This window comes from Blautia liquoris, from assembly GCF_015159595.1.
Taxonomy (GTDB): Bacteria; Bacillota; Clostridia; order Lachnospirales; family Lachnospiraceae; genus Novisyntrophococcus; species Novisyntrophococcus liquoris.
The window spans coordinates 131,218-145,328 of record NZ_CP063304.1 but is presented as its reverse complement, the minus strand read 5'-3'; the positions used below and the strand labels follow the sequence as shown (position 1 = coordinate 145,328).

General features: G+C 40.5%; 12 protein-coding genes. 7 read left to right on the top strand and 5 right to left on the bottom strand.

Features of this window, described 5'->3' with window-relative positions:
- Nucleotides 1-31 precede the first annotated feature (31 nt).
- The 5 genes from INP51_RS00715 to clpB all read right to left on the bottom strand — a co-directional run bounded on the left by INP51_RS00715 (nt 32) and on the right by clpB (nt 6,497).
- Nucleotides 32-1,942, bottom strand: coding sequence for an NAD(+) synthase (locus INP51_RS00715; protein ID WP_193737181.1), 1,911 nt, complete (start codon nt 1,940-1,942; stop codon nt 32-34).
- Between the two features lie 20 nt (nt 1,943-1,962).
- Nucleotides 1,963-2,838: an Hsp33 family molecular chaperone HslO gene (gene hslO / locus INP51_RS00710; RefSeq protein WP_193735860.1), complete on the bottom strand. Its 876-nt coding sequence runs from the start codon at nt 2,836-2,838 to the stop codon at nt 1,963-1,965.
- Between the two features lie 21 nt (nt 2,839-2,859).
- On the bottom strand, nt 2,860-3,630 hold the full coding sequence (locus INP51_RS00705; protein WP_193735859.1) for a class I SAM-dependent DNA methyltransferase: 771 nt from the start codon (nt 3,628-3,630) through the stop codon (nt 2,860-2,862).
- A 93-nt stretch (nt 3,631-3,723) separates the two neighbouring features.
- Entirely contained in the window at nt 3,724-3,894 is a 171-nt protein-coding gene (locus INP51_RS00700; protein ID WP_193735858.1) for a DUF4250 domain-containing protein, read from the bottom strand.
- Entirely contained in the window at nt 3,894-6,497 is a 2,604-nt protein-coding gene (gene clpB / locus INP51_RS00695) for an ATP-dependent chaperone ClpB (RefSeq protein WP_193735857.1), read from the bottom strand. Before clpB ends, INP51_RS00700 begins: the two co-directional genes overlap by 1 nt.
- A gap of 262 nt (nt 6,498-6,759) precedes the next feature.
- On the opposite strand from clpB, the gene INP51_RS00690 reads away from it, so the two are divergent.
- The 7 genes from INP51_RS00690 to INP51_RS00660 all read left to right on the top strand — a co-directional run bounded on the left by INP51_RS00690 (nt 6,760) and on the right by INP51_RS00660 (nt 14,068).
- Nucleotides 6,760-7,509 (top strand): LytR/AlgR family response regulator transcription factor, encoded by a 750-nt coding sequence (locus INP51_RS00690; protein ID WP_193735856.1) that lies wholly within the window; start codon nt 6,760-6,762, stop codon nt 7,507-7,509.
- A complete protein-coding gene (locus tag INP51_RS00685; protein ID WP_193735855.1) occupies nt 7,509-8,816 on the top strand; it encodes a sensor histidine kinase in 1,308 nt (435 codons plus the stop codon). The genes INP51_RS00690 and INP51_RS00685 overlap by 1 nt, the downstream gene beginning before the upstream one ends.
- A 121-nt stretch (nt 8,817-8,937) precedes the next feature.
- Complete coding sequence (locus INP51_RS00680) at nt 8,938-9,825, top strand: ATP-binding cassette domain-containing protein (RefSeq protein ID WP_230406843.1); 888 nt, start codon at nt 8,938-8,940, stop codon at nt 9,823-9,825.
- Between the two features lie 11 nt (nt 9,826-9,836).
- Nucleotides 9,837-10,487: a hypothetical protein gene (locus INP51_RS00675; protein ID WP_193735853.1), complete on the top strand. Its 651-nt coding sequence runs from the start codon at nt 9,837-9,839 to the stop codon at nt 10,485-10,487.
- A gap of 10 nt (nt 10,488-10,497) precedes the next feature.
- Nucleotides 10,498-11,289, top strand: a complete 792-nt coding sequence (locus INP51_RS00670; RefSeq protein ID WP_193735852.1) for a hypothetical protein — start codon at nt 10,498-10,500, stop codon at nt 11,287-11,289.
- A 143-nt stretch (nt 11,290-11,432) separates the two neighbouring features.
- A complete protein-coding gene (locus INP51_RS00665; RefSeq protein WP_193737180.1) occupies nt 11,433-12,644 on the top strand; it encodes an IS256 family transposase in 1,212 nt (403 codons plus the stop codon).
- Nucleotides 12,645-13,549: 905 nt separating this feature from the next.
- Nucleotides 13,550-14,068, top strand: coding sequence for a methylated-DNA--[protein]-cysteine S-methyltransferase (locus INP51_RS00660; RefSeq protein ID WP_193735851.1), 519 nt, complete (start codon nt 13,550-13,552; stop codon nt 14,066-14,068).
- Nucleotides 14,069-14,111: the final 43 nt, after the last annotated feature.

Below are 14,111 nucleotides of genomic sequence, written 5' to 3'. Positions count from 1 at the left end.
TCAGGGTCAAAAGGTTATACGTTTCGTGCTGTTACAGGTTCTCCAGTTGATCTAACCAGATCCGGACGCACGCATCGCTTGGCATGCGAAGATCTCCTCTCGGCGATACCGCGACAGAACCGACCTTCGGTCCGTCCGGAAGGCAGGATCGTTTAAACTGCTGTGCAAAAAAACGGCGGTAAAAAGTTTCCAGCCATTTTCGTATCGTCTTTTCATCGTATTTATCTGAAAATGCGAGTTTTGCAATCCGGAGGATCTTTGCAGGCTCATATCCCATGCGGAGCATATAGTATAAGAAAAAGTCATGAAGTTCATATGGCCCGACCAGATCCTCTGTCTTTTGGGCTATGACACCGTCTTTTGGCGGGAGCAGCTCAGGGCTTACCGGTGTGTCCAGCACGTCCATCAGGATAGATTCCAGTTTCTCATCTTGGCAAGTAACCGCATAATAATTCACCAGATGTCTCACAAGGGTTTTCGGCACAGAAGCATTGACCGCATACATAGACATATGATCGCCGTTGTAAGTAGCCCATCCAAGTGCGAGCTCCGACAAATCTCCGGTTCCCACCACCAGTCCGTTTCTCTGATTTGCCAGATCCATGAGGACCTGTGTCCTCTCCCTGGCCTGTGCATTTTCAAAGGTCACATTATGGTTTTCGAAGTTCTGCCCAATATCTTCAAAATGCTGAAGTACCGATTTCCTGATATCAATTTCCATGAGCGCTGCACCTATGATGTGCGTCAACTCACAGGCATTGCGATAGGTTCGGTCCGTCGTACCAAAGCAGGGCATAGTAACACAGAGGATATTCGAGCGATCGATTCCCAGCATGTCAAAGGCACGGGTTGTAACCAAAAGTGCCAGTGTGGAATCCAGCCCTCCGGAGATGCCAATTACGGCACATCTGCTCTTTGTATGTGCCAGTCTCTTTTTCAGTCCCATTGCCTGAATATTCAATATTTCATCGCATCTTTCATCTCGAAGTGCCTGATCTTCCGGAACAAAAGGCCAGGGGGCAAACCTTCTGGCAAGCTTCGTCTCCCCCATCTCAAGATGGAACTTAACCACCTGATAACCATCCCGCTTCCATGCAGGATATGTGGTCATCCGTCTCCTCTCGCCGGCAAGATAATCCACGTCAATATCCGCGTAAATGATCCCGTTTTCGAATCTTGGAGCCTCAGAGAGTAATCTGCCGTTTTCACTGATCAGATTTTGACCGCCAAACACCAGATCCGTGGTCGATTCTCCCTCCCCTGCGGCGGCATAAAGATAGGCGCAGACAAGACGGGCAGACGTGGCGTTCACCAGACTTTTCCTGTAGCTGTCCTTGCCAATGGTCTCATCGCTGGCAGACAGATTTGCCACTATGGTTGCTCCGGCCATGGCATGTGCAGTACTTGGAGGGTTTGGTGACCAGAGATCTTCACAGATCTCTGCTGCTGCAGTAAGACGGGGCATCTCATCACATTGAAATAAGAGATTCATGCCAAATGGAACCTCTTTTTTGCCAAAAGTAGTCATCCGAACTATTTCATTGCCCCCTTCGAAATGCCGTCTCTCATAGAATTCATTATAATTGGGCAGATATTTCTTCGGAACGATTCCGATCACCTCGCCTCTGCTGATGACCGCCGCCACATTATAAAGTTTTCCGCATTCTTCCCATGGAAGACCTAAAAAAATGATCGCATCCACTTCCCGCGTCTGGTCTGCGATTATACCAAGCTGCGTCCGTGCCTCGTCAATCATCCGTTCCTGCCAAAATAAATCACTGCAGGTATAACCAGTCAGGCAAAGTTCTGGAAATACCATAAGTTTTGCACCGGCGGACGCCATTTCCTGTATGTTATCCACAATTTTCACTGCATTTTCCACGCAGTCTGCAACCAATACATCCGGTGTTGCAGCCGCCATTTTTACAAATCCCTGATTCATGTGATCTCCTTCGTCGAACATTATCTTGCCTTCTTTAGTAATCCTTTTAGTTCCTCAACATTAAAAACATAACTGCTGTTACAGAACTGGCACTTCAGTTCAACATCCTTTCCTTCACTTATCATATCTTCAAGCTCTTCTTTTCCGACACTGACCAGTGCTTTCGACACACGATCTCTGTCACAGTTACAATAAAAGCTTGTCGGCAGAGTTTCATTAATCTCCATATCCATCCCATGCAGCACGGTTTCCAGAATCATCTTTGGTGTGTCACCTTGTTCCAGCATCGAAGTGACGGATTTTATTCCGGAAAGATTCTGTTCCAGTTTTTCGATCACAGCTTCGTCTGTATCCGGCATCAGCTGAACGATAAATCCCCCTGCCTGCTTTACGGTATTATTTTTTTCCATCAAAACACCCAGTCCCACAGAAGAAGGAGTCTGCTCGCTTGCCGCGAAATAATAAGTCAGATCGTCACCGATCTCTCCGGTCTGCAGTTCTACCTGTCCCGTATACGGTTCTTTCAATCCCATATCTTTGATGACCCGAAAATATCCGTGTCCAACAGCTCCTCCGACATCCAGTTTTCCGATACTGTTTGCCGGCAGGATGACACTTGGGTTTATCACATACCCTTTCGCTCTTCCCTTCGAATCTGCCGTAACTGTAATCCCCTGAATCGGCCCGTCTCCGCGAATCTGCAAAGTCAGGATATCTTGATCACCTTTCATCATAATTCCCATCATGGCTCCCGCAGTCAGAAGTCTTCCCAGTGCCGCTGTCGCCACAGGACTGGTGTTGTGATCCGCTCTTGCCGTCTCCACCATATCTCTCGTTGTCGCGGCAAATGCACGAATCTGCCCGTCCGCTGCCGTTGCTCGTACAATATAATCCATCTATATCCGTCTCCTTTATGGTTATTTTCCATTCTCCTGCGCAATCACGTAGATGCGCTCGCTGTCCGCTTTTACCGGATCATGGGTAAATGCATCATATGCAGTTACAAACTTCATCCCCGCCTCCAAAATCAACTCTTTTACGGTATCCAGAGAATACGCCTTTTGGATATGCACCTCTTCGTATTTGCGGTACAGTCCCCGATCCCCCTCGGGAATAAAAAGAGCCAGATCGTATTCATTGACACAGGAATCTTTGTCATAGTAATTATCCCATATGAAACTGGCCTCATCTCGGTTCTCCGCGATTGTAGAGTCACCGATCTGCTCATACTTAAAGATGGTGTTCAGATCAAAGATAAAGTATCCTTTTGGATCCAGATAATTGTTCACCAGTCCAAACACCTCAAGCAAATCCCTCTCCTTTCGTATATAATTCATCGAATCACAGATGCTTACGACCGCCCGAACCGTACCATACAGTTCGAATTCACGCATATCCTGCAGCAGATACAAAATATCATGCCCGGAAGACACACGCTTATCCATGGCGATCTCCAGCATATCTTCGGAATTATCTACACCAATCATGTCATAACCACCCGCCGCCAAAAGTTCTGTCATACTGCCGGTTCCACAGCCCAGCTCCAGAACAAGACCGTCATTGATTCCATATTCCCTCAGAAGACCCAGAACATACGCGGACCATTCCCTGTATGGAATATCATTCATAAACAGGTCATAGACCTGTGCAAAACTTTTATAAGAAACTGTATCCTGTTTACTTTCCATGTCTAACCTCCAAAGTCCCTTTAAGTATAAACGAAAGCGGGTTTTCTGTAAATAGAAAAGGCCGCCGCAGTGCGGCAGCCAGTTTTAATACTTTTATACAAACTGATTTAATTTTTCATCATAATCGTAGTCAACTGCTGACAGCTTGTCAATGATCTCTCTTTCTTTTACTTGGAAGCTCTGGCAGAGATCAGAGAGTGAATGGTACGTATCCCGCAGCTGCGTATTCACAAAACTCAGCAGCATATAGGGATCTTTTGGCATCACGATACCACCTCAACCTGAGGTTTAATCATCGCCTCCAGCTTATCATCTCTGACGTCAATCAAAACTGTATCTCCTGTGTGGACAGAGCCTTCCAGAATCAGCTTTGCAGTCAGTGTCTCAACATTTTTCTGTATATAACGTTTCAGCGGTCTTGCCCCATACACGGGATCATACCCGCCAAGAACAATAAACCTTTTCGCTCTGTCTGTAAGTTCGATAGACAACTCTTGTGTCCCCAGCCTCTGGTTGAGCTCTTCCATCAGAAGGTCCACAATATCCCCGATGTTGTCTTGCGTCAGAGGTTTAAATAGGATAATCTCATCCAGCCGGTTCAGAAACTCCGGACGGAAGTGTGACCGCAGATCATTATGAACCATCTGCTGCGCCTCTTCGCTGATGCTGCCGTCAGAACGAATCCCATCTAGAAGATAGGAAGAACCAATATTGGAGGTCATGATGAGGATCGTATTCTTAAAGTCAACGGTGCGGCCTTGTGAATCGGTAATCCGCCCGTCATCCAGAACTTGAAGCAAAACATTAAACACATCGGGATGCGCCTTTTCGATCTCATCGAAAAGAACGACTGAATATGGTTTTCTGCGAACCGCTTCTGTGAGCTGGCCGCCTTCTTCATAGCCCACATATCCCGGAGGTGCTCCGATCAGACGCGATACGGAGTATTTCTCCATATATTCACTCATATCAATACGAACCATGTTGTTCTCATCATCAAAAAGCTGTCTTGCCAAAGTTTTTGCAAGTTCTGTCTTTCCGACACCGGTCGGACCCAGAAACAGAAAAGAGCCAATCGGTTTTGTGGGATCCTTAATTCCTGCCTTTGAACGGATAATCGCATCAGAAACCAGTGAAACCGCTTCATTTTGTCCGATTACCCGTCTATGAAGCTGATCTTCCAGGCCGAGGAGCTTCATCCGCTCCCCCTCTGTCAGTCTCGCAACAGGAATTCCAGTCCACTTGGACACAATTCTGGCGATCTCCTCATCAGTAACGTTCTCGTGTACCAACGACAGATCAGCATTTTTCACCTTTTCTTCTTCCACTTCTAACTGCTGCTGGAGTTTCGGAAGCTCACCATACTGCAGTTCAGCGGCTTTGTTCAAATCATAATTCTGCTGCGCGTGCTCGATCTGGCGGTTTAAGTCTTCAATCTGCTCGCGAAGAGCAGATAATTTATCAACCGAAGACTTTTCATTCTCCCACTGAGCCTTCTGTGCATTAAATGCATCTCTTTGTTCCGCCAGTTCTTTCTGTAAACTCTCAAGGCGTTCCTTGCTGAGATTGTCGGTTTCCTTTTTCAGCGCTGCAACTTCGATATCCATCTGCATGATCCTGCGGCGCTGCTCATCCAACTCCGTCGGCATGGAATCAAGTTCTGTCTTTATCAGAGCACAGGCCTCGTCGACCAGATCAATAGCTTTATCCGGAAGAAAGCGGTCGCTGATATAGCGATCCGACAGTGTCGCAGCTGCAACCAGTGCACTGTCTGTAATCTTCACGCCATGGAACACTTCGTAGCGTTCCTTTAGGCCTCGAAGAATGGAAATCGTATCCTCAACGTTTGGTTCATCCACCATGACTGGCTGGAAACGTCTCTCAAGTGCTGCATCTTTCTCAATATATTCGCGGTACTCATCCAGCGTTGTCGCACCAATACAGTGTAGTTCACCTCTTGCCAGCATGGGCTTTAACATATTTCCGGCATCCATGGCTCCATCCGTCTTTCCGGCACCGACGATCAGATGAAGTTCATCGATAAACAGGATAATTTTCCCTTCGCTCTTTCTGACTTCTTCCAAAACGGCTTTGAGACGTTCTTCAAACTCTCCTCTGTATTTGGCGCCTGCAACTAGAGCTCCCATATCCAGAGAAAAGATTGTCTTTTCTTTTAGTGCTTCCGGGACATCTCCCTTTACAATTCGTTGTGCCAGTCCTTCCACAACTGCCGTCTTGCCGACACCGGGTTCACCGATCAGAACCGGATTATTCTTAGTCTTACGCGACAGAATCCGGACCACATTTCGAATCTCTTCGTCTCTGCCGATGACGGGATCCAGCTTCTGTTCCCTTGCACGATCAACCAGATTAACTCCATACTTCTCCAACGTATCATAGGTTGCCTCTGGATTATCGTTTGTAACCCTCTGATTTCCTCTGACACTTTCCAGAGCTTTTAAAAATCTGTCTCTGGTAATTCCATATTCTTTCATCAATTTCTTAATGTTCGAATTCGGGTTTTTCATCATGGCGAGGAACAGATGCTCGACAGATACATATTCATCTCCCATCGCCTTTGCCTCATCCTCGGCATTAATCAGTGTTTTGTTCAGATACTGTCCAATATAGGGCTGTCCGCCCTGCACTTTCACTCTGCCATTCAGCAGATTATCCAAGTTCTTCAGAAAATGTTCCTTCTGAATCTCCATCTTCTCAATCATCTTTAAGATCAGGCTGTCTTCCTGATGTAACAGACAGTAGAGCAGGTGCTCCTGCTCTATCTCCTGATTACCAAAATCGTAGGCAGTCTTCTCCAGGTTTTGCACAGCATCCAGTGATTTCTGTGTAAACTTGCTTATATTCATACTTTTTTGCCTCCAATCTATCATATTAACACTATTCATCCAACTTCGTAAAACAAAAGATCCAGCTCCCTGGCTCTATATTTTAATGAGAAATGGGCTTTAGAACCACATCACTTTGTTATATCGTGACTATATCACCACTTGTTAGCACTGTCAAGAGGTGAGTGCTAAAAACAGCGTATATTCTTCAAATCCACATTGTCTTGTGAAACTGAAGATGATATAATTTTTAGAATAGTGGTAACATTTAATAGGAGAGAATATGATAAATATAGCTTTTTGCGATGATGATAATTATTTTTTGAAGAGTGTTCTTCCGGTTATTCATGCAGAATTTAAGAAATATAAAGTGAATATTAATTTTAAGGAATATCAAAGTGGTAAAAAGTTAGTTGATGAGTTTCGTGCTAATATCCCATATTTTGATATTATATTTCTAGATATAGATATGCCAGATATGAATGGAAAAATCGTTGCGCAGAAATTGCGTGCACTGGACAAAAATTTCAAATTAATATTTATGACTGCCTATGAGCATGAGGCACTGAATATGTTCCAACATGATATTATTGGTTTTTTGCCTAAAAATAACTTGAAGAAATACTTAGGGGATACAGTAAAGCGAGTAGTAAAAAAAATAAAAGAAGAAAAACCTGAGATACAATTTTTTCAAGTATATGGTGAAAAAAATGCAGATAAAATCTTGGAGTTAAAGCTCCCATTGAATAATATCATCTATTTTGAGGTTATTAATAGAGAAATATATATGTATACGGTTTATGGAAAATTTCGATTATACCATTATAAATTTTCTGATATAGTCAGGAAATTTATTGCATTAGAGTTTCTTGATATCCATAGGACTTGTATAGTAAATGCGAAGTTTGTCATTAGTGTTGGTGAAACAACGGTATATTTAGATAATGGTCAAGAGTTAATTATGAGTCGGAGGAAAAGAAAACAGGTCTTAGACTCATTTCTGGATGATATTTATAGAGAGGGACAATTATAATGAGAGATTTTGCTAATTATGCATTTTCCTTAGTGGAAGTAGGAAGTATACTGGCGATTCCATGGAGTGTATTGCCTAAAAAAATTGAAAAAGGACTAGGTTTAACTATACTGTTTGCATGCATGATTATCGGAGCAGCAGCAAACAACTTACTGAGTGTTAATATTTTTGTAAAACCATTAATAATGCTTGGTTTATTTGGTGTATTTAGTGAGATGATTTTTCAAGGAAATATGTGTACGAAAATTTTCTATTTGATTTTGGGCATGTATATAGTGGGAGCGAGTGAGATGTGCATAGCTAACATTGTATTCTCCTTACCACAACAGTTTTCGTCAACATTAATTAACAGTACTCTAATGGAAACGGTATTCACATTGGGGATTAAATTAATAGTGATCGTGTGTGGAATTATTTTTGTTAGATATATTAATAAACTACAACCGAAGCTGCCACGAAAATATTGGTACATATTAGATCTTATGTTTGTAGTTTTTATAGAGATGTTACAGTTGTGCATATTTATCGAAAGCAATTTAACGAATAATAATCAGTTATCAAATAATTTGAAATATGTGATTGTATTATCGTATCTCATACTGATTATGGGGATCGGAGTAATTTATTTTTTTGGAAAAATATGTTGGGCCTATGAACGACAAACTGAACTTGAGATATTTCAGTTGAGAAGTAGTGAGTTGGATAAAATAGTGAGCTACCAAATGCATATGGCATCGGAATTAAAAAATATACGTCATGATATAAAAAAACATATGGCTAATGTATCCCATTTACTAGATGGAGCACAAGTAGGCCAGGCAAGAGAATATGTCGATCAGCTGGGTGAGCGCTTAGATAACATGAAACCTGTTATAAAAAGTGGAAATTCAATTGTGGATGTGATTATGAGTAAATATTCAGCTGTTTGTAAGAGCAAGGATATAGAGTTGATTTTGCTTGTGGATGAAGTTCCAAAGTTAGAAATTAGTCCAGTAGATATTTCAGCCATCATGGATAATTTGCTTGATAATGCAATAGAGGCAGTATTAAGGAGTAACCTGGAAGAAAGATGTATAGAAGTGAAATATTTCTCATATAAAGGAGGACTGGCTATAAAAATAAAAAATCCGTATAAAGGAGCTTTGAATATCCAGGGGGAAAAGTTAATGACAAGCAAAAGTGAATTGGACACTCATGGGTATGGTTTGAAATCCATAAAGACAGCGATAGAACGTAATAATGGTGATTTCAAATATTATATTGAAAAAGAGAGCTTTACGGCAGTTGTTATCTTGCCACTTAAATGAAATATACCATTCAGTAATGTAATCTGACCGTTGCGTTAATGGGTATTGTGGTTTGAATGATTCTTTGATAATATGCAGTCTAGAGGAAGGAGTAGGAAGAATTATGGGTATAATTTGTGAGTTGAAGGATGTTAATAAGATTTATTCGAAAAATAAGGTCTTATGTAATATCAATTTACGACTAGAAGAAGGAAAGGTTTATGGCTTTATCGGAAGGAACGGAGCTGGTAAAACAACTACGATGAGAATCATTACAGGTTTGGCATATCCTACTTCAGGTCAGGTTGTTTTAGACGGCGAAACTGATATCAAAGGATTGACAGAGAAAAGAAAGAAAATCGGATGTATCATTGAAGGTCCGGCATTAAACTTAGATATGACAGCAAAGCAAAATCTAAAGGCGCTTTGTATCTTATATGGTGTTTCATTTGATAGAATCGAAAAGATTTTAAAGCTAGTGGGTCTTTGCAATGAAAGTGGAAAAAAAGTAAAACATTTTTCATTAGGAATGAAACAAAGGCTGGGTATAGGAATGGCATTGGTTAATGATCCTAAATTTTTGATTTTAGATGAACCTATAAATGGATTGGATCCGGACGGTATTTTAGAAGTACGAAATTTAATTAAGCAGATAAGCAGAAAGAGAAAAGCCACAATCTTAGTATCAAGCCATATCCTCAGCGAGTTGTATCAAATGGTAGATAACTACATCTTAATAAATAAAGGGGAAATTATTGAAAATATAACTCATGAGGAATTAACTCAAAAGACTCAGAGATATGTATTAATTACGGATAAAGACACAGCAAAGGTGAAACATGTTTTAAAAAATCAATTGAAAACTGATGATTTTAAGGAAATGGAAGATGGTACGATCAGAGTATATGAATTAGCAGGGGAAGTATTGCAGATTATGAATCTGTTTGCTGATAACGGAATTGATCCAGCAGGAATTTCCGTCTCAGAGGATAGTTTGGAAGAATACTTTTTCAAAAGGATTGGTCGATAATGAGATGTTTGATGAAATATGAATGGTACAAATTAAGGCATGATAAATTATTTTGGATTATTACAATGCTAATAATGTTAATTAATGGTGTGATGTTTGCCGGGCAAGATATTAGCGTTGATTTATTGGCACAGAAATTGTTTTTAACAATTGTCATTGCATCACTTTATGGAACAAGTTTTATGGCAAAGGACTATGAGGATAGAAAGATTTTATATGAAATATCATCCGGGAATAGGAAAAGTAAAATATTACTTGCGAAAGCTGCTATGACTATCGTGTGTATAGAGATTCAGCTTCTTATTTTCCCTCTTTGCATTATTCCGTTAGTTTCTAAAAGTGAATATAGGGAATACAAGATTTTTCTTGTTTTATATGTGTTACTGGGAGTGTTTTTGGCATTATTATCTGCGTTCTTCGCAATAGTTGCCAAAAATCAAGGAATATCGATAGGTGTAACAATTATATTTCATTTAATAACGCTATTAAGTGTAAATAGCTCAAGTATAGGTCTTTTAATGGCCCATATACTGCCTGTTGGAGCTACTAAATTAGTGCTCGGAAATTTAATGACGCTAGATAAGTATTTTTTCATGTTATTGCTATGGGACGTGGTTTTATTGCTTCTGTCGTTGATTTGTATACGAAAAGCGGAATTTTAGGAGGAAGTGTATGGTAAAACGATTAATAAGAATGGAGATATATCAACTTGTACACAGCAGGATGTTTTACTTTATGCTATTTATTTGTTGTACGATGACGTTGCTTTTTACAAGCGATGAGTACCTTTTAGAGCCAATAGTACAAAACACGCCTAATAATTTAATGGGAGTATTCATGAATCAAATGGCGGACGTTGGTGTAGCATTGATTATTATTACGGGATGCTATAGTGCTTATCTTTTTAGCGAGCAATTTAAGCAGCGTACAATAAATTTAAAAATTGTTTGCGGATATAGTAGAATTGCTATCTATTTAGTACAGTGTCTGAAAACATTTTTAGTAGTTGGATTCTTGATTTGCTTTTCGGCAGTAGTAGGATGTTTCAAGTATGGAGTAGAAAACTTTGTTCATGCTATATGCGGGGATGCTGGTTACTTTTTCAGAACTATAATTTTTACGTTTTTTCTGGCATTTTCGATTGTATCATTTTGCTTGGTATTTTCAGTTGCTTTTCAGGACACAACGAAAACTTTAATTATGTCTTTTATTTTTCTGTTTATAAGTTGTTACATTATGTCAGCAGTTGTTTCTAATATGTTGACTACAGAGGATATATCTTCGGCTTATGAAATTAGTAAGGGAGCTGTACTTAAATTCTATCCTCCTTACTTGTGGAGATGGTCGCTGAATCCCGGATTAAATATTTCACACTTGATAACGACCATATGCATATCATTATTTTGGGGAATAGGTGCTGTTGGTATAGGATGTTGTGTGTTTAAGAGAAAGGAAATTAAGTAGTTTATTAAATAAAGAAGCAGCACTTTGAGGGAGACCTTCAAAGATTGTGTAAACCTTCAAACTGTTGTAAGATAAAATCACATCAGTTTGGAGGTTTTACTATGCCAAAGAGAACACGAAATGAATCACCACAGAAACAAGCCATGCGCGAAATGATGAAAGACTATCTGAAAAACAATGATGTCCATGTCAAGGATGGTACTGACGTCAATTCCGTCATGAGGGACATGATGTCTGTCTTACTGGAAGGTGTGCTGGACGAGGAGCTGGATGAAGAATTAGGTTATTCAAAGTATGACTATCGAAACAAGGATACCGACAACAGCAGAAATGGTCATTCTTCCAAAACCATGCATACTTCTTATGGAGATATGGATGTGGCAATTCCTCGGGACCGAAATGGGGACTTTGAACCTCAGGTCATTAAAAAATATCAGAATACCGTTACGCAAGACATGGAGGAAAAAATTATCTCGATGTACGCAAAAGGCATGACCACTGGAGATATCGAAAGTCATATGCGTGAGCTTTACGACATTGCTATCTCCGATAGCACAATCAGTCGGATCACAGATAAGATTCTGCCAATTGTACGTGAATGGCAGGAACGCCCTTTGGAAGAAGTCTATGCCATTGTTTTTATGGATGCCATTCACTATCATGTGCGTAGCGAAGGCCGAATTGTAAAGCGTGCTGTTTACATCGCCATTGGAATTGATATGAGCGGTCATAAAGATGTTTTGGGGATGTACGTTGGTGAAAATGAAAGTGCAAAGTTTTGGTTATCCATTATGAATGGACTAAAAAATCGTGGTGTGTGTGATATTTTAATCGCATGTATAGATGGCCTTTCCGGCTTCCCCCAGGCAATCGAAGCGGTGTTTCCCAAAACCGAAGTGCAGCACTGTGTGATTCATCAGATCCGCAATTCAACCAGATTCGTTTCCTACAAAGATGTCAAGGTGCTTATGGCCGATTTAAAAAGGGTTTATGCCGCCCCCACAGAAGATGTAGCATTGTCAGCATTAGAGGATTTTGAAAATAAATGGGCAAGTAAATACCCTAAGATATCGAAGTCTTGGAAAGATAATTGGGCAACGCTGTCTACTTACTTCAAATATCCGGAACCAGTCCGCCGCTTAATCTACACCACGAATGCCATCGAAGGCTTCAACCGGCAGCTAAGAAAAGTCACGAAAAGCAAGACGATATTTCCCTCTGATGACAGCTTGTTGAAAATGTTGTATCTGGCCACAATGGATATAACCAAAAAATGGACTGGTCATCGGCAGGATTGGGGCGTGATCCATTCTCAACTAGAAATTTACTTTGAAGAACGCTTGGCTGGCTATTAATAAAACTGGTCTCAATTAACCAGTTTTATTGACATGCAAAAAATCAGCGTTATAATACAGACAAGGACAAAACCTTGTATGAATGGTTCTGTCCTTGGGTCACTGCTAACATATTTTACATCAGTTTTTTTCATTTACACAAAACTTGAAACTCTCTCCACTTTGATGGTAAGAACCACATCATACCCTTTCATTGATTTTCCATCGTTTGACAATGTATCCCCCAACTGAATCGATAATCATTCTGGTATCATGTTCTGACAAAGGATATCTTGTTGCATTCACTCTTGCTTTATACCTACGTTCTGTTCCAAAGGCACATCTATTTCCATTGCTTAGTTGTCAATCTTATTTTCCTCATGTATATCTATGTTATAAGCCAAAAGAACCAGCAAAAAAATACCTACGAATGTCATCTGTATATAAAACAGAAGGTATTCCTTTGGAAATTTTCTCATTATAATTGCCCCTTTTTCGCTTTGTACAATAGGACTTCCAGATGACATTAATCATCCGAAAGCTTATCCCCTTACGCTTTCCAATTTATTGCTACAAACAAACTATACTACACGAATCTGGATTTTATATGGAGACAATCTGGATTTTATCTGTTTTTTGATAAAAAAGTCATCATAGTTCTGAAATTAGAAAGCTCTCATTTGTTGGAGCGAAAGGAAAAAATTATATACCTTCCGTATATTTTGGAATGTAGTTTCATTCTTCACTTCTACTTCACAAACACATGTCTCTATTGATGGTCAAAATAAAAATATGTGTCCGAATATGGCGAGTATTTCACGTTTGATGTGGTATAATGAATTCATGTTCTAAAACAAGGGGGCAAGAAACATATTGGCTACATATATCTTTGGAACTCACTAACAGCAAAATAGGAGGATTTCATTATGTGCTACTCTACAACTTATCAATCTCCCATAGGATTGCTTACATTGGCAAGTGACGGCAACAATCTCATTGGCTTGTGGATAGAAGGTCAAAAATACTTCTGTAAAAATATGCCCGAAACAATGATGAAAAAAGACGACCTGCCGGTTTTTGGTATGGTAAAAAACTGGCTGGATCGATATTTCGCCGGGAAACAACCGGGTATTTCTCAATTGCCTCTATCCCCTCGCGGCAGTGATTTTCGCAAGGACGTATGGAAAATACTGTGTGAAATCCCCTATGGAGAAGTAACCACCTATGGTGAGATTGCAGCAAAAATTGCAGCGATCATGAACAAAGAAAGCATGTCCAGCCGAGCGGTTGGTGGAGCCGTCGGGCACAACCCCATCTCTATCATTATTCCCTGCCATCGGGTTATCGGTTCCGATGGCAGCTTAACCGGCTATGCGGGTGGGGTTGATGTAAAGGTAAAACTACTCAAATTGGAGGGCGCTGACGTGGTGGGAGGAATGTTGTAAGCAGAGAATAAAAGCAATATTTTCAATGTATACACGAAGAAAT